The following is a 20,052-nucleotide window of genomic DNA, read 5'->3' as shown; positions in this document are numbered from 1 at the left end:
GCGATATCCGCTGTCACATTTTTTTAATGAAGTCAGCATGGCCTTGGAGCATGGTGCCGAAAAGTGTCAGCGGTTTTCGGACGGCATCATGCTCCACCTGTTTGTTCCTGACGCCCGAAGCGATCCAAACTATGTTGTATTTGCACAACAACGGATAATTTCGTTCTTCCTTCCGCGTAGAAACTTGCTTCGCGCTTGCAATATTTCCTTTATTAGGTACGTCTACTTTAGATAGGTAATCTATCGGGGCCGAAGTATTGCGTGGAGGATAATGATGCCCGTCACGAAACTTGAGCAGTGGAAGAGCGAGCGCAAGATCAAAACAAAGGCGCTCGTCATTGCCGAAAAGATGCACGTCATTGAAATCGAATGCGCCCATTGCAGCAGGCACTTCTTCCGATGGTCATCTATGGCGGCCGTCTACTGGCGTTGCGACGATTGCACCGCCATCGTCTGATCTGTGTCTGCTCTCAACAGTTACGCGATCAGGATAGCGCGGAAGTCATTGACGTTCGTTCCGGTCGGGCCGGGTACGAAGAGATCGCCGATCGCGTTGAAAGCAGTCCAGGCATCGTTGTTCGCAAGCATCTCGGCGGGCACCATTCCGGTCTCGCGCAGCCGCGCCACAGTGCTTGCGTCGGCAAAGGCGCCGGCATTGTCCTCGCTGCCGTCGATGCCGTCCGTATCGGCGGCCATGGCGTGAATGCCGGCATGGCCGTCGATGTCGATCGCCAGGGACAGAAGGAATTCGGAGTTTCGCCCGCCCTTACCCTTGCCTTTCAGCGTCACCGTCGTCTCGCCGCCGGATAGCAGCACGACCGGCTTGGCGAAGGGGCGGTTGCGATGAAGCACCTCGCGCGCGATGGCGGCATGGACATGCGCTGCTTCGCGGGCCTCGCCCTCGATGGCGTCGGAAAGTATGGCCGGTTCGATACCGGCCGCGCGCGCTACCTCGGCAGCCGCCTCCAGGGAGACGCCGGCGGATGCGATGATATGGACGTCATTGCCGGCAAAGCGCGGGTCGTCCGGACGCGGCGCATCGGCTTCGGCCTTTTCGATATGGGCGAGAACGGCCGGCGGCAGTTCGATGCGGTAGAGGCGGATAAGGTCGAGCGCTTCCGCGCGCGTGCCGGCACCGGGCACGGTTGGGCCGGACGCGACCAGTGACGGATCGTCGCCGGGAATGTCCGAGACGACGAGGGAGACGACCTTGGCCGGATGGGCAGCGGCGGCGAGCCGGCCGCCCTTGATGGTCGACAGATGCTTGCGAATGACGTTCATCGCCGAGATCGGCGCGCCGGAGGCAAGCAGCGCCTTGTTGACGGCGATTTCGTCGGCAAGGCTCAGCGAACCGGCTGGAGAAGGCAGCAGCGCCGAGCCGCCGCCTGATATCAGCGCAATCACCAGATCGTCCGCTGTCAGGCCTTCGACGAGTTTCAGAAGTCGGCGGGAAGCGGCGAGGCCCGCTTCATCGGGCACGGGGTGGGCCGCCTCGATGATCTCGATCTGGCGGCAGGGAGCGGAGAAACCGTATCGCGTCACCACCAGACCTTCCAGCGGGCCATCCCAGCATTGTTCCAGTGCGGCGGCCATCTGGGCGGAGCCCTTGCCGGCGCCGATGACGATCGTCCGGCCCTTGGGCTTCTTCGGCAGATGCGCGCGGATGCCGGTGAGCGGATCGGCGGCGCGAACGGCGGCATCGAACAGCGAGGTCAGGAAGGCGCGGGGATCGGTAACGGTCATGTCGAACTGCCTGTCTTGCGATGAGCTTGTAACTATTTGGTGGCTTAACTGGCTCGAAGACGCAAGGGGCGGGAACCGCAATTGTGCCCGGCACCATGAATCCCTATGTTGAGGAAAAGAGTTCTGACGCTTTTACTTCAAGGATTTTCGAAATGGCCGAACTGAAAGTGAAGACGAGGCAGACCGGCGCCACCGCCACGGTCGGCCGCACGGGGCTTCCGCATGTGACCTCGGTGACCGGCGGCGAGATCGACATCGTTACCTCGCCGTCGCAGCCCGGTTTCAACCCGCTCGACCTGCTCTATTCGTCGCTATCCGCCTGCCTGGTTCTGAGTGCCCGCATGGCGGCCAGCAGCCTCGGTGTGCTCGACAAGCTCACCGAAGTCACCGCCGTCGTGACAGGCGAAAAGGCGACCGAGGGCCTTTCCCGCGTCGAGAAGTTCAATATCGCCTTCACCATCAAGGGCGATTTCGGCGACGAGATCCGCAACGCGATCGCGCATGCCGCCGAAGACGAGATCTGCACGGTCAGCAACACGATCCGCGGCAATCCGCAGTTTTCGACGGTGATTTCGGGGTGAGTTTGGCTCTATCCCGCCCCTTGCGGGCGGGAAAGCAAAATCAGCATTTAGCCGTGAGGCTAAGTGCTAGATTTTGCAAGGGCGGGGGTAGGCAGGGACGCACCTGCTTGCCAGACGTAGAATGAGCAAGACACAGTCCCCCTCTCTTGCAATTTCAATGGCTTAGAAATTGCGCAAGGCTTCGGGAATGTAGAACGCTCTGTGCCGCAATTCCTAAACCAATGAAATTGCTTTCTCGCCCGCCAAGGGCGAGATGGCCCCGTATCTGCTGAGGCTCCTCACCTCGCCGGAAACTCAAACCCTTGAAGATAAGGCCCAAGCTCCGGATCGATATCCACCTTCACGGCATTGTTGTAGATCGCGGTCGCGATCATGATCCCTGCGAAGGCGATGAGGTTGGCAAGCGTCGGCTCGTCGTAGCGAGCCTTCAGCCGCGCCCAAATCTCTTCGGGAATGGCGTTGGAATCCCTGACGATCGCCTTGCCGAAGTCGATCAGCAGGGCCTCGTCTTCGCTCGGAACGATCGTTTCCGGCGTCAGGCCGGCATTGATCAGCGCGCGCCGGAAGAAGCCGACGGGGATGATCGAACGGCATTCGAGCGCGATGGCGTGGCAAAGCAGCCAGACGGCGCGATCGTCCAATGCCGGACGCAGCTCTTCGCGCAAGGGGAACCATTCCGCATAGATGCGATGCGCCACCGGCGAGTGCAGCAATGTCCGCTTCATGTTCGTCATGCGGCCGCGCAGCTGTACTTCGCGATCATGCTCGGCGCGCACGGCATCGGAAGCGGTCTCGTAGTCGATCGGCGTGATATGGCTCATGTCATTCTCTTTTACTGGGCTCTCTTACTGCGCTGCCGCCGCCGTTTTCTTGAAGAAGCGGTTCTCCGGGCGCGGCAGTCCGAGATGCTCGCGCAATGTCGTGCCTTCATAATCGCGGCGGAAGATGCCGCGGCGCTGGAGCTCCGGAACAACGCGGGTCGTCACGTCAAGCAGGCCCTGCGGCAGGAAGGGGAAGACGACGTTGAAACCGTCAGAGCCTTCTTCATGCAGCCACTGTTCCATCTCGTCGGCGATCGTCTGCGGCGTGCCGACGAAGGCGAGGCCGGCATAGCCGCCGAGACGCTGGGCAAGCTGGCGCACCGTCAGCTTTTCCGCCTCGGCAAGCGCGATGACGCGTTCGCGGCCGCTTTTGCTGGCATTGGTTTCCGGTGTTTCCGGCAATGGCCCATCCGGATCGAAGCTTGACGCATCGTGACCGAGCGCGATCGAGAGCGACGCGATAGCGCTGTCGTAATGGACGAGGCTATCAAGTTTGGCGCGCTTGGCCTTCGCCTCTTCGACGGTATCGCCGACGACGATGAAAGCGGCCGGCAGGATCTTCAGGTGATCCGGGTTGCGGCCGATCTGTTTCATTCGTCCCTTGATATCGGCGAAGATCGACTTGCCATCCGCGAGGTTGCGCGGAGCGGCAAAGACCGCCTCAGCCGTCTCGGCGGCGAGCTGGCGGCCGATATCGGATTGCCCGGCTTGCACGATGACCGGCCAGCCCTGCGGCGGTCGGGCGATGTTGAGGGGACCGCGAACACTGAGTTCCTCACCCTTGTGCCCAAGGACATGCATCCGGTCGGGATCGAAGAAGATGCCGCTTTCGGCGTCGTGGATGAAGGCGTCGTCGGCGAAGCTGTCCCAGAGGCCGGTGACGACGTCGTAGAATTCGCGGGCGCGATGGTAGCGCTCACCATGTTCCATATGCTCTTCGAGGCCGAAATTCAGGGCGGCATCGGGATTGGACGTGGTGACGATGTTCCAGCCGGCGCGGCCGCCGCTGATGTGATCGAGCGAGGCGAAGCGGCGAGCGATATGATAGGGCAGGTCGAAGGTCGTCGAGGCGGTGGCGACGAGGCCGATCCTGTCGGTGACGGCCGCGAGCGCTGAAAGCAGGGTGAAGGGTTCAAAAGAGGTCACGGTCTGGCTGCGCTTCAGTGCCTCGATCGGCATGTTGAGAACGGCCAGATGATCGGCCATGAAGAAGGCGTCGAATTTCGCCTTTTCCAGCTCCTGCGCGAAGCTCTTGATATGCTGGAAATTGAAGTTGGCGTCCGGATAGGCGCCGGGATAACGCCAGGCACCGGTATGCAGGCTGACGGGGCGCATGAAGGCCCCGAGCTTCAATTGCTTCTGTTCGGTCATCGGCTCTCTCTCGAAAATCGCCAGGCTGTCATGAGGTCGAAACGGCATCGCCAGCGGGATCACGCACTACGACGTAGGCGTGCCGGTCGCGCATTCAAAGAGCCGATTTCATTTATTTGATCGCTTTCGCGGAATATTCATCCGGCGCTGTTTTGTCCGGCAAAGACCTTGACCAACCAGTCTATGAACACGCGGACGCGAGGGGAGAGCTGGCGGCTGCGCGGATAGAGCATCGAAACCGGTGTCCGGGTCGGCGGAAAGTCCTTCAGAATATGTAGCAGTTGACCGGCTTCCAGGGCGTCCTCGGCGTGGTAGCGCGGAACCTGGATCAAGCCGAGGCCGAGCTTGGCGGCGGCGAAATAGCTCTCGGCTGCATTGACGGAGATGGTGGCGGGCAGGGTGACCTCGCGCACCGTGCCGCCCACTTCGAACTCCAGCGGCAGCAGGCCGCCCGTTGCGGAGGAGCGGAAGCCGATCATGCGATGGCCGTCGAGCTTGTCCGGATGCACCGGCATGCCGAAACGCTTGACATAGGCGGGTGCCGCAAGCGTTACCTCTTCCAGCATCGCAACACTGCGTCCGATCATGTCACTATCCTGCAGCGTGCCGACGCGCAGCACGCAGTCGATCCCCTCGCGGATCAGATCGACGAACCGGTCGCCTTCGGTCATCTGCAGTTCGATATCGGGATAGGTTTCGAGGAAAGAAAGCAGGTTCGGCAGCACGAAATGCCGGGCGAGCGTGCCGTGCACGTCGACGCGCAGCACACCCTTCGGCTTCGCACCGGCAAAGGCGCCTTCGGCATCCTCGATATCGGAAAGGATGCGCAGGCAGCGCTGGTAATAGGCTTCGCCATCGAGTGTCGGGCTGACATGCCGCGTCGTGCGCTGCAGCAGGCGCACGCCGAGCCGAGCTTCGAGCTGCTTGATCGCATCCGTCACCGTCGAGCGGGGCAGGCCGGTGTCTTCTGCCGCCAGCGTGAAGCTCCGCCGTTCCACGACCCGGCAAAACACGCGCATGGCATCGAATCTGTCCATATTGTTTGTTCGCTTACTTCGGATAGTGATGCCGATTAATGGCTGATTATCCGCTTCATGAAAAGCGGCATCTTCTCCTCATCGAAACGCGCTACAGCGCAAAACAACGAAGGATGAGGAAAATGAGCAGCAATTCCAATAAGGTAGTGATCGTCACCGGCGCCTCCCGCGGTATCGGCGCCGCCATTGCCGAACGCCTGGCCGAGGATGGTTTCACCGTCGTCATCAACTACTCCGGCAGCGAAGCTGCCGCCGAAGAACTGGCCCGCAAGATCGAGGAAAAGGGTGGCAAGGCCCTGACCGCGAAAGCCGATGTCTCCGATGTCGAAGCCGTGCGTCGCATGTTCGATGCGGCTGAGGCAGCCTTCGGCGGTGTCGATGTCCTCGTCAACAATGCCGGCATCATGCAGCTCGCCAGGATTGCCGATGCCGACGACGCGCATTTCGACCGCCATATCGCCATCAACCTCAAGGGCACGTTCAATACGCTGCGCGAAGCCGGCAAGCGCCTGCGTGACGGCGGCCGGATCGTCAACTTCTCGACCAGCATCGTCGGTCTCAAGCTCGAAACCTATGGCGTCTATGCCGCCACCAAGGCAGCGGTCGAGCTTATGACCGGCATCATGTCGAAGGAGCTGCGCGGCCGGTCGATCACGGTCAATGCGGTCGCCCCCGGTCCGACGGCCACTGACCTCTTCCTCAATGGCAAGAGCGACGAGCTCATCGACCGCATGGCCAAGATGAACCCGCTGGAGCGCCTCGGCACACCGCGGGACATTGCCGCCGCCGTTTCCTTTCTCGTCGGCCCGGATGGCGGCTGGATCAATGGCCAGACGCTGCGCGCCAATGGCGGCATGATCTGAGCCAATCAGGCGGCAGCGCGATGCCTGCCGCCGACCTCCACCCTCAATCAATCGTCAACAACAGCCGATTTCGCAAAGGAACAGGATCATGAGCAAGCAAGTCATCGTAATCACTGGTGCATCAAGCGGCTTCGGCGCTCTGACGGCACGCGCTCTCGCCAAGGCAGGCCACACGGTCTATGCCGGCATCCGCGAAACCAAGGGGCGCAATGCGACGCAGGTTGCAGCAGCGGCGGCATTTGCCAAGGAGAATGGCGTCGATCTCCGGACTGTCGAGCTCGATGTCGCATCGGATGCTTCCGTAGAAGCCGGCATTGCCGCTGTGATCGCCGATCAGGGCCGCATTGATACCGTTATCCACAATGCCGGCCACATGTCCTTCGGTCCGGCCGAAGCCTTTACGCCTGAGCAGTTCGCCGAGTTGTACGATATCAACGTGCTCAGCACCCAGCGCGTCAATCGCGCCGTGCTGCCCCATATGCGCAAGGAAGGGAAGGGATTGGTCGTCTGGGTCTCCTCGTCCAGCACGCGCGGCGGCACGCCGCCGTATCTCTCGCCATATTTCGCAGCCAAGGCAGCCATGGACTCGCTCGCCGTTTCCTACGCTTCGGAGCTGACACGCTGGGGGATAGAGACCGCCATCATCGTGCCCGGCGCATTTACGAAGGGCACCAATCACTTCGCCCATTCCGGTTCGCCAGCCGACAAGGCTCGTGCCGCCGAATATGACAACGGCCCCTATGCCGGCGTTCCCGATCAGGCATTGAAGGGACTTGCCTCGCTGGAACCGGCGGATGCCGATGCCGCATCGGTCGCGACCGCGATCGTCGAAGTCGTCGACATGCCGTTTGGCACGCGCCCCTTCCGTACCCATATAGACCCTTCCGAGGATGGCGCGGAAATCGTCAATGGCGTTGCCGACCGGGTTCGTGCGGAACTTTTCCGGCGCATCGGGCTGGAGGATTTGCTGAAGCCTCATATCCAAGGTTGAGGCTTCGCCGTCACCCTTCCTGCGTGTCAAATCGCCGCTTCTATGCCACAGGAGCGGCGATGACTTACGTTCGTCGAAACTATTTTGTGCAGTACGGCATTCCAAGCGTACACGTTTCGTACTAAAGCGAATCCTTCAGAAGGTCGGGAGATATCCATGGACGCGAAGGACATTGGCGAAATTGCCAGCTGGCTCATGCAGGCCGGCCTCAAGGGGATGACGGAAGTCGATATCCTCTCGGGCTTCTGCGAGCAGTGCCGTCAGCATGGCCTGAACCTTGATCGGGCCATGGCGCTGATGGATACGCTGCATCCGGTCTATGAGGGCCGCGCCTTCCGCTGGGACGGCAATCAGGTGATCGAACGTGAGTTCGAATACGGCCCGTCGCATCAGGGGATCGCCTCCGAAAACTGGCAGCGTTCCGCCTTCTATCACATGCTGACGACCGGCGACGACGAAGTACGCCGACGGATCGGCTTTGGCGAACCGACGGATTTCTACGGGCTCGATACGCTGCTGGCCGATGGTCACACCGACTATATCGCGATGGTGCACCGCTTCGAAGAGGGCGGCACGATCGGGGAGATGGATTGCTTCTATTCCAACTTCGCCACAGCAGCCGAAGTGGGGTTCCCGGAGGAGGATTTGCGCGTGCTGCGCAAGCTGACGCCGGCCCTGGCGCTGGCGATCAAGTGCACCGGCATGAGCCGTATCGCCCGTACCATTGCCGAGGTCTATCTCGGCGAAGATGCGGCCCGGCATGTGCTTGAGGGCAAGATCACGCGAGGCAAGACCGAGCGGATTTCGGCGGCGCTCTGGTTTTCCGATCTCGCCAACTATACGCGCATTTCGGATACCGCCGAGCCGGACGAAATCATTCCGATGCTGAATGCCTATGCCGATGCGGTCATCTCCTCGATCCATGAGGCGGGCGGCAATGTGCTGAAGCTGATCGGCGACGGGACGCTGGCGATCTTCAAAGCTAGAAATTCGGCCGATGCTTGCGCCGCCGCGCTGATGGCGGAATCGCTGCTGCGCCAGCGTCTGCGCGACCTCAACTCGCAACGGCAGATCGAGGGCAGGCCTGTGACGGAGGTCTATCTCGGCCTGCACATCGGCGACGTCTTCTATGGCAATATCGGCAGCATGGATAGGCTTGATTTCACCGTCATCGGTCCGGCCGTCAACGAGGTCAGCCGTATCGCCTCGATGTGCCGGTCGGCCGATCGCAACATCCTGATGTCGTCGAATTTCGTCGAGGCGCTGTCGGGCCAGCAGAGCAACGACCTCGTTTCCGTCGGCCGCTATGCGCTGCGCGGCGTCAAACGACCCCAGGAGCTGTTCACGCTGCTGTCTTCGGCGGCGTAGCCTGCCTAGAGCCTTTCCGCTTTTCTTCGAATCGCGAAAACGCTCTATCCTTTTGTATTTACGCAATTCCGGACGGAAAACCGCTATGCACTTTTCCTGGAATTGCTCCAGCTGCGACCGGAGGCAAACATCGGCCCGCCCTTGCTGGCGGGGAAACCGTAGCCGTTGATCATGACGAGGTCGATATCGCTGGTGCGCGCAGCGATGCCTTCCGAGAGCAGTCGCTCACCTTCGTCTGCCATGGCTTTCAGCAGCCGGGCGACGATCTCGTCCGCTGTGAAGAGTTTCGGCGCGATGCCTTTTTCGGCGCGTGCGGCTTCGATCATGGCCGTTACCTCGGGATCATCTGTCCGTTTGCCGTCGGGATAGGCATACCAGCCACGTCCGGTCTTCTGGCCGAAGCGGCCGGCTTCGCAGAGCCGGTCGGCTATGACGACGTAGCGCTCAGCCGGGTCGCGGGTTGCGGCCTGCCGCTTGCGGCGCGCCCAGGCGATTTCCAGCCCCGCCATGTCGAAGACGGCAAACGGTCCCATGGGAAAGCCATAGGCCTCCAATGCGGCATCGATCTCCTGCGGTAACGCGCCATCTTCGACCATGTATTCGGCTTCGCGGCGATAGGCGGAAAAGATGCTGTTGCCGATGAAGCCTTCGGTGACGCCGGATATGATCGGCAGCTTGCCCAGCCGCTTTGCGAGGGCAAGGGCTGTCGCCAGCACGTCAGGCGCCGTCTTCTTGCAGTTCACCACTTCCAGCAGCCGCATGATGTTGGCCGGCGAAAAGAAATGCAGCCCGACGATCCGTTCGGGCCGCTGTGTTGCGGCGGCGATAACGTCAGGGTCGAGATAGCTCGTATTGGTTGCGAGAATCGCGTCGTCCCGGACGATCGTATCGAGGCGTTGGAACAGCTCGGTCTTGACGGTGAGATCGTCGAAGACGGCTTCGATGACGATATCGGCCTGTGCCAGTTGCTGCATGTCGGCAGTGACGGTCAAACGGCCAAGGCGATCTTCCCGGCCTGCCGCGTCGAGACGACCTGATTGCACTGCCTTATCGAGCAGACCGGTGATGCGTCCGCGCCCCCTGTCAGCAGCTTCGGCGTTCTGCTCGATGCCGATGACGCGGTAACCGCCGTTGAGCGCCGAGACGGCAATGCCGGATCCCATGAGCCCGGTGCCGACGATGCCGACGGTTTCGATCCGGCGCGGCGTGACTGCCTCCAGTCCCTCGATTTTGCCGGCGGCGCGTTCGGCGAAGAAGACATGGCGCAAGGCGGCAGCCTCATCGCTGTCGCGGAGTTCGACGAAGGTGCGGCGTTCCTCGGCAAGCGCTTCCGAAAGGGGAGCGGTTGCCGCCAGGCGCACGAGGCGGACGGCTTCGGCGGGCGCACGCTGGCCGCGGGCCTTGCGTAATGCGTCCGCCGCCGCTTTGTCGATTGTTTCGGAGGCTTCCGAAGGAATCGCCAGCAATCCCGTGCGGCGCATGGGGGGGGTGACGGCGGTTCCGGCCTCGGCGATCAGTTCGCCGCTGGATATGTCATCGACGACGCCGAGCTTGAGTGCTTCGGCGGCGGATACGATGCGGCCACCGGCGATCATATCGATGGCGGCGGCGATGCCGATCAGGCGCGGCAGGCGTTGCGTGCCGCCGGCGCCCGGCACGATGCCGAGCTTGACTTCCGGCAGGCCGAGCTTCGCAACCGGTGCGGCAAGTCGGCGATGGCAGGCGAGCGCGACCTCCAGGCCGCCGCCAAGGGCGACGCCATTGATCGCCGCGACAACAGGTTTCGGAAAGGCTTCAATGCGGGCAATGATATCGGGCAGCAGCGGCTCGACCGGTGGCTTGCCGAATTCCCTGATGTCGGCGCCGCCGATGAAGCTGTTGCCAGCGCCGGTCAGCACCACGCTGGCAACATCGGCATCTTTCTCGGCGTGATTGAGCGCGGCCATCAAGCCGACCCTGACATCGGCCGAGAGCGCGTTGACGGGCGCATTATCTATGGTGACGACGAGGATCCCTTCGGCCAATGCCGCCGAGATGGTGTCCGAAAAGCGCAATGCCGACATGATCTTATCAGCCTTCCGATATTATTCCGGGATGACGGCGGTCGCCTGGATCTCGATCTTGGCGCGATCCTCGACGAGGGCGACGACCTGCACGGCGGCCATGGCCGGGAAGTGCCGGCCGATGATCTCGCGATAGGCCTGGCCGAGGCCCTTGAGATTGCCGAGATATTCCTGTTTGTCGGTGAAATACCAGGTCATCGAGGTGATGTGCTTCGGTTCGGCGCCACCTTCGGCGAGGATGGCAACGACATTCTTCAATGTCTGGCGCACCTGCTCGACGAAATCGTCGCTTTCGAATTGGCAGGCGGCATTCCAGCCGACCTGGCCGCCGACGAACACCATGCGGCCGGTCGCCGCCATGCCATTGGCATAGCCGATCGGCTTGGCCCAGCCTTCAGGTTGCAGGATGGTGTGCATCGGTCGTCTCCAGATGAGAGGTCAGCGCGGTGCGGATATCATCCGGCCATGCCATGGATTTATGCGTATCGAGCGAGGTGGCGACGACGCGATGCCTGGCTGTCCACAGCACATGGCCGTTCGCCGAGATCTGATGTTCCAGATCGAGCGAGGAACGGCCGATGCCGCGCACCACCAGCACGAATTCGAGGTCGTCGCCCTGAAGGCCCGGCTTCACGAAGGTCAGGTCGAGCCGCACCGTGGGGACACCCAGGCGGCGGTCGTCGACCAGTTTTCGCCAGGAAAAGCCGATCGAGGCGAAATAGTCTTCCAGCACCCCGACGAGGATATTCAGGTAGGAGGGGAAATAGGCGATTCCAGAGGGGTCGCAATCTCCGAAGCGCAGGGGTCTGGTGGTCTTGAATGCCAAGGCGGGCCTCAGTTCGAAAAGGCGGCGATGCCGGTGATGGCGCGGCCGAGGATCAGGGCATGGATATCGTGCGTGCCCTCATAGGTGTTGACCACTTCGAGGTTGACGAGATGGCGCGCGATGCCGAATTCGTCCGAGATGCCGTTGCCGCCCAGCATGTCGCGGGCGGCGCGGGCGATATCCAGCGCCTTGCCGCAGCTGTTGCGCTTGAGGATGGAGGTCAGTTCCACCGGCGGATGGCCTTCTTCCTTCATGCGGCCGAGGCGCAGGCAGCCCTGCAGGCCGAGCGTGATCTCGGTCACCATGTCCGCAAGCTTCTTCTGGATCAGCTGGTTGGCGGCAAGGGGACGACCGAACTGCTTGCGGTCGAGCACATATTGGCGTGCCCTCGCATAGCAATCCTCGGCGGCACCGAGCGCACCCCAGGCAATACCGAAGCGCGCCGAATTGAGGCAGGTGAACGGACCCTTGAGGCCGGATACGTTCGGCATCAGGTTTTCTTCGGGCACGAAGACATTGTCCATCACGACTTCGCCGGTGATGGAGGCGCGCAGGCCCACCTTGCCGTGGATGGCGGGCGCGGAAAGCCCCTTCCAGCCCTTTTCAAGGACGAAGCCGCGGATGAGGCCGTCCTCGGTCTTTGCCCAGACCACGAAGACATCGGCGATCGGCGCATTCGAAATCCAGGTCTTGGCGCCGGTCAGGCTGTAGCCGCCATCGACCTTCTTTGCGCGGGTGACCATCGAGCCCGGATCGGAGCCGTGGTTCGGTTCGGTGAGGCCAAAGCAGCCGATCCATTCGCCAGTGGCGAGCTTCGGCAGGTACTTCTGCTTCTGTGCTTCCGAGCCGAAGGTATCGATCGGCACCATGACCAGTGAGGATTGCACGCTCATCATCGAACGATAGCCGCTATCGACGCGTTCGACTTCGCGTGCGATCAGGCCGTAGGCGACGTAGCTGAGGCCGGCGCCGCCATATTCCGGGGAAATCGTCGGGCCGAGCAGGCCGAGCTCGCCCATTTCGCGGAAGATCGCCGGATCGGTCTTTTCGTGGCGGAAAGCTTCGAGAACGCGGGGTGCGAGCTTTTCCTGCGCGTAGGAATGCGCGGTATCCAGCACCATGCGTTCGTCGTCGCTCAGCTGCTCCGTAAGCCTGAACGGGTCGGCCCAGTCGAAAATCTCGCGGCTCATGCTCTCAATCTCCCATTAGAGCGGTTCAGTGTTTCCAGTTAGCACTTAACCGCTCAATTTCTTTGTTCACGCAATTCCGGACGGAAAACCGCTCCGCACTTTTCCTGGAATTGCTCTAGGTCTTCAGAAGTTCGCGCGCGACGATGAGTTTCTGAACTTCGGTCGCACCTTCATAGATACGAAGCGCGCGGATCTCCCGATAGAGTTTTTCCGTTATCTCGCCCGACTTCACGCCGCGCCCGCCGAAGAGCTGGACTGCGCGGTCGATGACGCTCTGCGCGGTTTCCGTCGCCGTCATCTTGGCCATGGCCGCCTCGCGCGTCGTCGGCAAGCGCTGCACGTCGCGACGCCAGGCTGCCCGGTAGGTGAGCAATGCCGCCGCGTCGATGCCGGTCGCCATATCGCCGAGGGCGGCCTGCGTCAACTGAAGGTCGGCAAGGGCAGCGCCGAACATCGGGCGTGCACGCGCATGGGCAAGCGATTCATCCAGCGCGCGGCGGGCAAAGCCGAGGCCGGCGGCCGCCACCGAGGCGCGGAAGATATCGAGCGTGCGCATGGCGATCTTGAAGCCTTCGCCCGGCGCGCCGAGGCGACGCGAAGCGGGAATGCGGCAATTGTCGAAACGGATCGTCGCCAGCGGGTGCGGCGCGATCACCTCGATGCGTTCGGCAATCGAGAAACCGGGATCGTCGGCAAAGACGACGAAGGCCGAGATGCCGCGGGTTCCCGGCGCTTCGCCGGTGCGCGCGAAGACGGTATAGACGTCGGCAATGCCGCCATTGGAAATCCAGGTCTTCTCGCCATCGAGGACATAGTGATCGCCGTCGAGGCGGGCAGCGCAGCTCATGGCTGCCACATCGGAGCCGGCATCCTTTTCCGAGAGCGCGAAGGCGGCCAGCCAATCGCCCGAGCGCACTTTGGGCAACACGGCGACACGCAATTCGAGCGAGCCGGACAGGCCGATGGCGCCGGTGCCGAGGCCCTGCATGGCAAAGGCGAAATCGGCAAGGCCGTCATGCCAGGCCAGCGTTTCGCGGGCGAGGCAGACCATGCGGGAATCGATCAGTGGTTCGCTATCGGAGGAACCGGTCGCGGCAGCCAGAAGCCCAGCTTCGCCCAGCGCCTTGACCAGCTTTCGGCATGCGCCATCGACATCGGCATGATCGATGGAAGTTATGACGCCGGACTTTGCGAAGGCATCGACCTTGGCGGCGAAACGATGATGGCGCTCCTCGAAGAAGGGCCAATCCAGATGATCTCGTGTCGGGCCGGCGAGGCTGCTTGCCGTGGACATCAGCTCAATCCCCCTGGAATTCCGGCCGGCGCTTGGCCGCGAAGGCTTCGAAGGCGCGGCGGAAGTCCTGCGTTGCCATGCAGACGGCCTGGGCCTGCGCTTCGGATTCGATCATCTCGTCGATGCCCATCGCCCATTCTTGGTTCAGCATGGTCTTGGTCATGCCATGGGCAAACCAGGGGCCGTCGGCGAGCGAGCGGGCTAGCTTGATTGCTTCCTGCTCCAGATCGGCACTCGCGTGCAGGCCGTTATAGAAGCCCCAGGCCTGTCCTTCCGCTGCCGTCATCGAGCGGCCGGTAAACAGAAGCTCGGCGGCGCGGCCCTGGCCGATGATGCGAGGCAGGATGCCGCACGCGCCCATATCAGCGCCGGCAAGGCCGACACGGGTAAAGAGGAAAGCCGTCTTGGCTTCCGGCGTCGCAAGCCTCAAATCGGAGGCCATGGCAAGGATGGCGCCGGCGCCGGCGCAGATGCCGTCGACCGCCGAGATAATCGGTTGCGGGCATTTGCGCATCGCCTTGACGAGATCGCCGGTCATGCGGGTGAAGGCCAGAAGTTCGGGCATCGCCATGCGGGTCAGCGGCTCGATGATCTCGAAGACATCGCCGCCGGAGGAGAAGTTGCCACCGGCGCCGGTCAGCACGATGGCGCGGATATCGGAGGCATAGACGAGATCGCGGAAAAGATCGCGCAGTTCGGCATAGCTGTCGAATGTCAGCGGATTCTTACGTTCCGGGCGGTTCAGGCGGATGGTGGCGACGCGGCCGTCTTCGCTGACGTCCCAGAGGAAGTGCTCAGGCTTCAAATCCTTGAAAGGCTTTAGATGTCCCTTCATCGTCATATCCCGATCGCTCATGGCGCTCAAACCTCCCCACCGGCAACCGCAATTGCCTGTCCATTGATCGATGCAGCGGCCGGCGAGGCCAGCCACAGCACGGTGTCGGCAACCTCTTCCGGCTTGACGAGGCGTCTCTGCGGATTGGATTTCGTGAGTTCGGCAAGTGCCTGTTCGGCTGTGCGCCCGGTCTTGGCGACGATCGTCTCGATCGACCGCTGGATGATCGGCGTATCGGTAAAGCCGGGGCAGACGGCGTTGACCGTGATGCCGGTCTTCGCCAATTCCAGCGCCAGCGAGCGGGTCAGGCCGACGACGCCATGCTTGGCGGCAACGTAAGCCGAGACGTAAGCGTATCCCTTCAGGCCGGCCGTCGAGGCGATGTTGATAATGCGAGCGCCGGCGCCATGTGCCTTCAGGTCGGGCAGGGCTGCCTGCGTCACCGCGAAAACGCCCGTGAGGTCGACCGACAGGACGTGGTTCCAGGCCTCAAGGCTCGTCTTCTCGAAGGGCGCGCTTGGCGCTTCGCCGGCATTGTTGACGAGGATATCGACCGGGCCAAACTTTTCGCGTGCTTTGGCGAGGCCCTGTGCCACGGCCTCGGGGCTCGTGACATCGAAGTCATCGACCACGAATCCATGCGCGCCGATCTCGGCGGCGACCGCTTCCAACGGCTCCCTGCGACGACCGGCAAGACTGACACGCGCGCCTTCGGCGGCGAGCGCCTTGGCGATCGCGGCGCCAATGCCGCTGCCGGCCCCGGTGACGAGGGCGTGGCGGCCGGCGAGTTTGCCCGAAGTCGTCATCTCATCCTCATTTCGCCGGCGCTGATGTGGCCGCGCGGGCGAGGTTGGTTTCGTACTGAGTCTTGCCGGAAAGATATTGCTTCGGCCAGGGAATGGAAGTCAGGCCGATCTTGGCGGCTTCATGCAGCGACCAGGCGGGGTCCGCCAGATGCGGACGGGCGATGGCGCAGAGATCGGCGCGGCCTGCCGCAATGATCGAATTGGCGTGGTCGGCCTCGGAGATCGCACCGACGGCGATCGTCGGGATGCCGATCTCGTTGCGGATCTTGTCCGAGAAGGGCGTCTGGAACAGGCGGCCGTAAACCGGCTGTTCCTGCTTCGACACCTGGCCGGAGGAGCAGTCGATCAGGTCGGCGCCCGCTTCCTTGAACAGGCGGGCGAAGATCGCCGCGTCTTCCGGCGTGTTGCCGCCATCGGTCCAGTCATGGCAGGAAAGGCGGACTGAGATCGGCTTGTTCGCCGGCCAGATGGCCCGCATCGCATGGAAGATTTCGAGGGGATAGCGGGCGCGGTTTTCATGGCTGCCGCCATATTCGTCGTTGCGCTGATTGGTCAGCGGCGACAGGAAGCTCGACAGCAGATAGCCATGGGCGCAGTGCAGCTCCAGCCAGTCGGCGCCGGTCTCGACCGCCAGTTCCGTCGAGCGGATGAAGTCGGCCTTGACGCGGTCCATATCGGCGCGATCCATGGCCCTCGGCACCTGGCTATTCTTGAGATAGGGGACTGATGATGCGGAGATCAGCGGCCACTCGCCTTCGGGAAGCGGTTGGTCGATGCCTTCCCAGGCGAGCTTCGTCGCGCCCTTGCGGCCGGCATGGCCGAGCTGGATGCCGACCTTGGCGGCGCTGTTCATGTGAACGAAATCGACGAGGCGCTTCCACTGCGCGACCTGCGCCTCGTTCCAGAGGCCGAGGCAGCCGGGCGTGATGCGGGCATCCGGGGTGACGCAGGTCATCTCAGCGAAGATCAGCCCGGCGCCGCCAAGCGCGCGCGAGCCGAGATGGACGATGTGGAAGTCATTCATCACGCCATCTTCAGCCGAATACATCGCCATCGGCGACATGACGATGCGGTTGATGAGCTGGACATCGCGCAGACGATAGGGCGTGAACATAGGCGGCAGGCAACGGTCGTTGCCGACGGCGAGGCCGGATTTTTCGGCGAACCAGCGCTCATAGCCTTCGAGCCAGGTCTTGTCGCGCAGCCGCAGATTCTCATGGCTGATGCGCTGCGAACGCGTGAGCATCGAATACATGAATTGCGGCGGCTCGAGCGTGTCCGCATAGCGGTGGCCGACGACTTCGAACCATTCCATCGCATTGCGAGCGGCATTCTGGATGCGGGCGACATCGACGCGGCGGATTTCCTCGTAGGTCTCAAGGACTGCCGGTATCGTGTCCTTCCCATGCCCGTGGATCTGGAACAGGCGGGTCAGCTCAATGGCGTCGTCGATCGCAAGCTTGGTGCCGGAGCCGATGGCGAAATGGGCGGTGTGGGCGGCATCGCCCATCAGCACCACATGGGAATTGCCGTTGAAATGGCTCCACTTGCCGCAGATCAGGCGGTTGAAGTTGAGCCAGGCCGAGCCGCGGATATGGCGGGCATTGGTCATCAGCGACGCGCCTTCGAGCACTTCGGAAAACAGGTTTTCGCAGAAGGCGATGGCGCCGTCCTGGTCCATCTTGTCGAGGCCGTGGGCGAGATAGGCTTCTTCCGTCGTCTCGACGATGAAGGTCGAGGTCCTGTCGTCGAACTTGTAGATATGCGCCTGGAACCAGCCGTGATCGGTGCGGCGGAAATCGAAGGTGAAGGCGTCGTACTGCTTGTTAGTGCCGAGCCAGATATAGCGGTTCGGCCTGACAATCATGTCCGGCTGGAAGACTTCCGGGTAATGATTGCGGATCTTCGAATTGAGGCCGTCCGAACCGATGATCAGATCAGCGTCCGGATAATCGAGATCGGAATTGACGTCGGTTTCGAAAATCAGCTCCACGTCGAGCGCTTCGCAGCGCTTCTGCAGGATATTCAAGAGCTTCTTGCGGCCGATGCCGACGAAGCCGTGGCCCGATGTGCGCTGGCGCGTGCCCTTGAACAGGACCTCGATATCGTCCCAATGGTTGAAGGCGTCCTCGATTTCGGAGGCACTTTCCGGGTCCCATTCGCGCATCGAAACCATTGTTGCGTCGGAGAAGACGACACCCCAGCCGAAGGTATCATAGGGGCGATTCCGCTCGACGACGCGGATGGAATGCTCGGGATGGAGCTTCTTCATCAGAAGAGCGAAGTAGAGCCCTGCGGGGCCGCCGCCGATACAGACGATGCGCATCGCTTTTCCCTCCTCGTCCAGCCGCAGCCGGTCTCCAAAATCATTTAAGTTTAAAATATCTTGTCGCCGCCATTCGTCAAGGCTTTTCCTGCCGGAAACTGCGGATAACAGATGGGCACAATACCGTGGAAACTGAAAATTGTCTTTTTAAATCAATGAATATTCAAAAATAGTTTAGGCTTAAAATTTCTTGCTTGAACATTGCGGGCTTCGGTGCGATCCTTTTTGGCAACGCTACATGTGCCGCAGGGGAAAGCGGCGATGGTGGCTTCGATCGAGAAGAATGCGGGAGCGAGGCAATGCTGGGACCGACCGGCCATACCGATACATTCACGCGAGACAATCTGCCGCCTTTCGAGGAATGGCCCGAGCTGCGGATGGAGGGTTTCGACTATCCGGAATGGTTGAATGCCGGTTTCGAACTCAGCGACCGCATGGTCGAGAAGGGTTTTGGCGACAATGTGGCCCTGATCGGTAACGGCCGCCGCCGCACCTACAAGGAGCTGGCGGACTGGACCAATCGCATCGCCCATGCGCTCATCGAGAATTTCGGCCTCAAGCCCGGCAATCGTGTTCTCATCCGCTCCGGAAACAATCCCGCCATGATCGCCTGCTGGCTGGCGGTGACAAAGGTCGGCGCCGTTGCGGTCAACACCATGCCGATGTTGCGGGCGGGCGAGCTGTCGAAGATCATCGACAAGGCGGAAATCTCGTTTGCGCTCTGCGATACAAGGCTGCTGGAAGAGCTCGTCACTGCGGCCAAGGACAGCCGCTTCCTCAAGCAGGTGGTGGGCTTCGACGGCACCGCCAATCACGATGCGGAACTCGACCGCATTGCGCTCAACAAGCCCGTTCGCTTCGAACCGGTCAAAACCGGACGGGACGATGTGGCGCTGCTCGGTTTCACATCGGGATCGACGGGTGTGCCCAAGGCCACCATGCATTTTCATCGGGATATCCTGATCATAGCCGACACCTACGCCAGGGAAGTCCTGCAGGTGACGCCGGACGACGTCTTCATCGGTTCGCCGCCGATAGCCTTCACCTTCGGGCTCGGCGGTCTGGTCGTCTTCCCCTTGCGCTTCGGGGCATCGACGGCGCTGCTCGAAAACGCTTCGCCGAAGAACATGGTCGAGATCATCCAGGACTATGGCGCGACCATCAGCTTCACCGCGCCGACGGCCTATCGCGCCATGCTGGCGGCGATGGAGGCGGGAGCGGATCTTTCCTCGCTTCGCATTGCCGTCTCCGCCGGCGAGACGCTGCCGGGGCCGATCTTCGAGGAGTGGACGCGCAAGACCGGCAAGCCGATCCTCGACGGCATCGGCTCGACCGAGTTGCTGCACATCTTCATCTCCAATCATCTTTCCGACGCGCGGCCGAACTGCACCGGCAAGCCGCTGACGGGCTATGAAGCCCGCGTCGTCGATGACGAGATGAACGAGGTTGCGCGAGGGACAATCGGCAAGCTCGTCGTTCGCGGGCCGATCGGCTGCCGCTATCTCGCCGACCACCGGCAGGCCGACTATGTGCGCGATGGCTGGAACCTGACGGGCGACAGCTTCATTCAGGACGAAGGCGGCTATTTCCACTTCGCCGCCCGTTCCGACGACATCATTTTATCCGCCGGTTACAATATTGCTGGGCCGGAAGTGGAGGCAGCGCTTCTGTCGCATGCCGACGTACTCGAATGCGCCGTCATCGGCAAGCCGGACGAGGATCGCGGCCACATCGTTCAGGCCCATGTGGTGCTGGCGGCAGGCATCGTCGCATCGGATCTGCAGGTCAGGAAGCTGCAGGATCATGTGAAGGCCGTGATCGCGCCTTACAAATATCCGCGCTCCATTATCTTCGTCGAAGCTCTGCCGAAGACGGAATCTGGCAAGATACAGCGGTTTCGCCTGAAGACGCCGGCGGCTTGATTAGGCGGCGCTTTC

The 20,052-nt window shown here is 61.9% G+C and carries 18 protein-coding genes; 5 read left to right on the top strand and 13 right to left on the bottom strand.

Annotated elements, in window-relative coordinates; all coding sequences use genetic code 11:
• Positions 1–13 precede the first annotated feature (13 nt).
• Positions 14–379 carry a hypothetical protein gene (locus CCGE531_RS34270; protein ID WP_162943908.1) on the bottom strand — a complete coding sequence of 122 codons (366 nt, stop codon included), beginning with the start codon at positions 377–379 and terminating at the stop codon, positions 14–16.
• A gap of 98 nt (positions 380–477) precedes the next feature.
• Positions 478–1,743 carry a glycerate kinase gene (locus CCGE531_RS14870; RefSeq protein ID WP_120664865.1) on the bottom strand — a complete coding sequence of 422 codons (1,266 nt, stop codon included), beginning with the start codon at positions 1,741–1,743 and terminating at the stop codon, positions 478–480.
• A gap of 152 nt (positions 1,744–1,895) precedes the next feature.
• Between CCGE531_RS14870 and CCGE531_RS14865 the strand changes: the two genes are divergently transcribed.
• A complete protein-coding gene (locus CCGE531_RS14865) occupies positions 1,896–2,324 on the top strand; it encodes an OsmC family protein (protein ID WP_120664864.1) in 429 nt (142 codons plus the stop codon).
• A 278-nt stretch (positions 2,325–2,602) separates the two neighbouring features.
• Here CCGE531_RS14865 and CCGE531_RS14860 read toward each other — a convergent pair whose 3' ends face one another.
• From CCGE531_RS14860 to CCGE531_RS14850, 3 genes are all read right to left on the bottom strand, one after another.
• Positions 2,603–3,145 carry a hypothetical protein gene (locus CCGE531_RS14860; RefSeq protein WP_120664863.1) on the bottom strand — a complete coding sequence of 181 codons (543 nt, stop codon included), beginning with the start codon at positions 3,143–3,145 and terminating at the stop codon, positions 2,603–2,605.
• Between the two features lie 24 nt (positions 3,146–3,169).
• Complete coding sequence (locus CCGE531_RS14855; protein ID WP_120664862.1) at positions 3,170–4,516, bottom strand: LLM class flavin-dependent oxidoreductase; 1,347 nt, start codon at positions 4,514–4,516, stop codon at positions 3,170–3,172.
• 137 nt (positions 4,517–4,653) lie between these two features.
• A complete protein-coding gene (locus tag CCGE531_RS14850; RefSeq protein WP_120664861.1) occupies positions 4,654–5,553 on the bottom strand; it encodes a LysR family transcriptional regulator in 900 nt (299 codons plus the stop codon).
• Positions 5,554–5,675: 122 nt separating this feature from the next.
• Between CCGE531_RS14850 and CCGE531_RS14845 the strand changes: the two genes are divergently transcribed.
• The 3 genes from CCGE531_RS14845 (at position 5,676) to CCGE531_RS14835 (ending at position 8,775) form a co-directional block, all read left to right on the top strand.
• Complete coding sequence (locus CCGE531_RS14845; RefSeq protein ID WP_120666857.1) at positions 5,676–6,416, top strand: SDR family oxidoreductase; 741 nt, start codon at positions 5,676–5,678, stop codon at positions 6,414–6,416.
• Between the two features lie 88 nt (positions 6,417–6,504).
• A complete protein-coding gene (locus CCGE531_RS14840; protein WP_120664860.1) occupies positions 6,505–7,407 on the top strand; it encodes an SDR family oxidoreductase in 903 nt (300 codons plus the stop codon).
• 156 nt (positions 7,408–7,563) lie between these two features.
• A complete protein-coding gene (locus CCGE531_RS14835) occupies positions 7,564–8,775 on the top strand; it encodes an adenylate/guanylate cyclase domain-containing protein (RefSeq protein ID WP_120664859.1) in 1,212 nt (403 codons plus the stop codon).
• 83 nt (positions 8,776–8,858) lie between these two features.
• Here CCGE531_RS14835 and CCGE531_RS14830 read toward each other — a convergent pair whose 3' ends face one another.
• The 8 genes from CCGE531_RS14830 to CCGE531_RS14795 all read right to left on the bottom strand — a co-directional run bounded on the left by CCGE531_RS14830 (position 8,859) and on the right by CCGE531_RS14795 (position 18,115).
• A complete protein-coding gene (locus CCGE531_RS14830; protein ID WP_120664858.1) occupies positions 8,859–10,838 on the bottom strand; it encodes a 3-hydroxyacyl-CoA dehydrogenase NAD-binding domain-containing protein in 1,980 nt (659 codons plus the stop codon).
• Between the two features lie 21 nt (positions 10,839–10,859).
• Positions 10,860–11,255: a RidA family protein gene (locus tag CCGE531_RS14825; protein ID WP_120664857.1), complete on the bottom strand. Its 396-nt coding sequence runs from the start codon at positions 11,253–11,255 to the stop codon at positions 10,860–10,862.
• Positions 11,233–11,664, bottom strand: a complete 432-nt coding sequence (locus tag CCGE531_RS14820; RefSeq protein WP_120664856.1) for a thioesterase family protein — start codon at positions 11,662–11,664, stop codon at positions 11,233–11,235. Before CCGE531_RS14820 ends, CCGE531_RS14825 begins: the two co-directional genes overlap by 23 nt.
• Before the next feature lie 8 nt (positions 11,665–11,672).
• Entirely contained in the window at positions 11,673–12,854 is a 1,182-nt protein-coding gene (locus CCGE531_RS14815; RefSeq protein ID WP_120664855.1) for an acyl-CoA dehydrogenase, read from the bottom strand.
• Between the two features lie 115 nt (positions 12,855–12,969).
• A complete protein-coding gene (locus CCGE531_RS14810; protein ID WP_120664854.1) occupies positions 12,970–14,148 on the bottom strand; it encodes an acyl-CoA dehydrogenase family protein in 1,179 nt (392 codons plus the stop codon).
• A 4-nt stretch (positions 14,149–14,152) separates the two neighbouring features.
• Positions 14,153–15,004, bottom strand: a complete 852-nt coding sequence (locus CCGE531_RS14805) for an enoyl-CoA hydratase family protein (RefSeq protein WP_120664853.1) — start codon at positions 15,002–15,004, stop codon at positions 14,153–14,155.
• A gap of 5 nt (positions 15,005–15,009) precedes the next feature.
• Positions 15,010–15,789: an SDR family NAD(P)-dependent oxidoreductase gene (locus tag CCGE531_RS14800; protein ID WP_120664852.1), complete on the bottom strand. Its 780-nt coding sequence runs from the start codon at positions 15,787–15,789 to the stop codon at positions 15,010–15,012.
• Positions 15,790–15,796: 7 nt separating this feature from the next.
• On the bottom strand, positions 15,797–18,115 hold the full coding sequence (locus CCGE531_RS14795) for a bifunctional salicylyl-CoA 5-hydroxylase/oxidoreductase (protein ID WP_120664851.1): 2,319 nt from the start codon (positions 18,113–18,115) through the stop codon (positions 15,797–15,799).
• Positions 18,116–18,414: 299 nt separating this feature from the next.
• Here CCGE531_RS14795 and CCGE531_RS14790 point away from each other — a divergent pair, with 299 nt between their 5' ends.
• Entirely contained in the window at positions 18,415–20,037 is a 1,623-nt protein-coding gene (locus CCGE531_RS14790; protein WP_120666856.1) for an AMP-binding protein, read from the top strand.
• Positions 20,038–20,052: the final 15 nt, after the last annotated feature.

The organism is Rhizobium sp. CCGE531 (assembly GCF_003627795.1).
Taxonomy (GTDB): domain Bacteria; phylum Pseudomonadota; class Alphaproteobacteria; order Rhizobiales; family Rhizobiaceae; genus Rhizobium.
The sequence above is the reverse complement of the archived record's forward strand: the minus strand, read 5'-3'. Positions and strand labels throughout refer to the sequence as shown.

What these genes read in the sequence shown, in the direction of transcription:
- CCGE531_RS14850 (WP_120664861.1), bottom strand. Translation starts at nt 5,553, where the DNA reads ATGGACAGATTCGATGCCATGCGCGTGTTTTGCCGGGTCGTGGAACGG.
- CCGE531_RS14830 (WP_120664858.1), bottom strand. Translation starts at nt 10,838, where the DNA reads ATGTCGGCATTGCGCTTTTCGGACACCATCTCGGCGGCATTGGCCGAA.
- CCGE531_RS14805 (WP_120664853.1), bottom strand. Translation starts at nt 15,004, where the DNA reads ATGAGCGATCGGGATATGACGATGAAGGGACATCTAAAGCCTTTCAAG.
- CCGE531_RS14840 (WP_120664860.1), top strand. Translation starts at nt 6,505, where the DNA reads ATGAGCAAGCAAGTCATCGTAATCACTGGTGCATCAAGCGGCTTCGGC.
- CCGE531_RS14865 (WP_120664864.1), top strand. Translation starts at nt 1,896, where the DNA reads ATGGCCGAACTGAAAGTGAAGACGAGGCAGACCGGCGCCACCGCCACG.
- CCGE531_RS14800 (WP_120664852.1), bottom strand. Translation starts at nt 15,789, where the DNA reads ATGACGACTTCGGGCAAACTCGCCGGCCGCCACGCCCTCGTCACCGGG.
- CCGE531_RS14790 (WP_120666856.1), top strand. Translation starts at nt 18,415, where the DNA reads ATGCTGGGACCGACCGGCCATACCGATACATTCACGCGAGACAATCTG.
- CCGE531_RS14795 (WP_120664851.1), bottom strand. Translation starts at nt 18,115, where the DNA reads ATGCGCATCGTCTGTATCGGCGGCGGCCCCGCAGGGCTCTACTTCGCT.
- CCGE531_RS14870 (WP_120664865.1), bottom strand. Translation starts at nt 1,743, where the DNA reads ATGACCGTTACCGATCCCCGCGCCTTCCTGACCTCGCTGTTCGATGCC.
- CCGE531_RS14815 (WP_120664855.1), bottom strand. Translation starts at nt 12,854, where the DNA reads ATGAGCCGCGAGATTTTCGACTGGGCCGACCCGTTCAGGCTTACGGAG.
- CCGE531_RS14860 (WP_120664863.1), bottom strand. Translation starts at nt 3,145, where the DNA reads ATGAGCCATATCACGCCGATCGACTACGAGACCGCTTCCGATGCCGTG.
- CCGE531_RS34270 (WP_162943908.1), bottom strand. Translation starts at nt 379, where the DNA reads ATGGGCGCATTCGATTTCAATGACGTGCATCTTTTCGGCAATGACGAG.
- CCGE531_RS14835 (WP_120664859.1), top strand. Translation starts at nt 7,564, where the DNA reads ATGGACGCGAAGGACATTGGCGAAATTGCCAGCTGGCTCATGCAGGCC.
- CCGE531_RS14845 (WP_120666857.1), top strand. Translation starts at nt 5,676, where the DNA reads ATGAGCAGCAATTCCAATAAGGTAGTGATCGTCACCGGCGCCTCCCGC.
- CCGE531_RS14825 (WP_120664857.1), bottom strand. Translation starts at nt 11,255, where the DNA reads ATGCACACCATCCTGCAACCTGAAGGCTGGGCCAAGCCGATCGGCTAT.
- CCGE531_RS14855 (WP_120664862.1), bottom strand. Translation starts at nt 4,516, where the DNA reads ATGACCGAACAGAAGCAATTGAAGCTCGGGGCCTTCATGCGCCCCGTC.
- CCGE531_RS14810 (WP_120664854.1), bottom strand. Translation starts at nt 14,148, where the DNA reads ATGTCCACGGCAAGCAGCCTCGCCGGCCCGACACGAGATCATCTGGAT.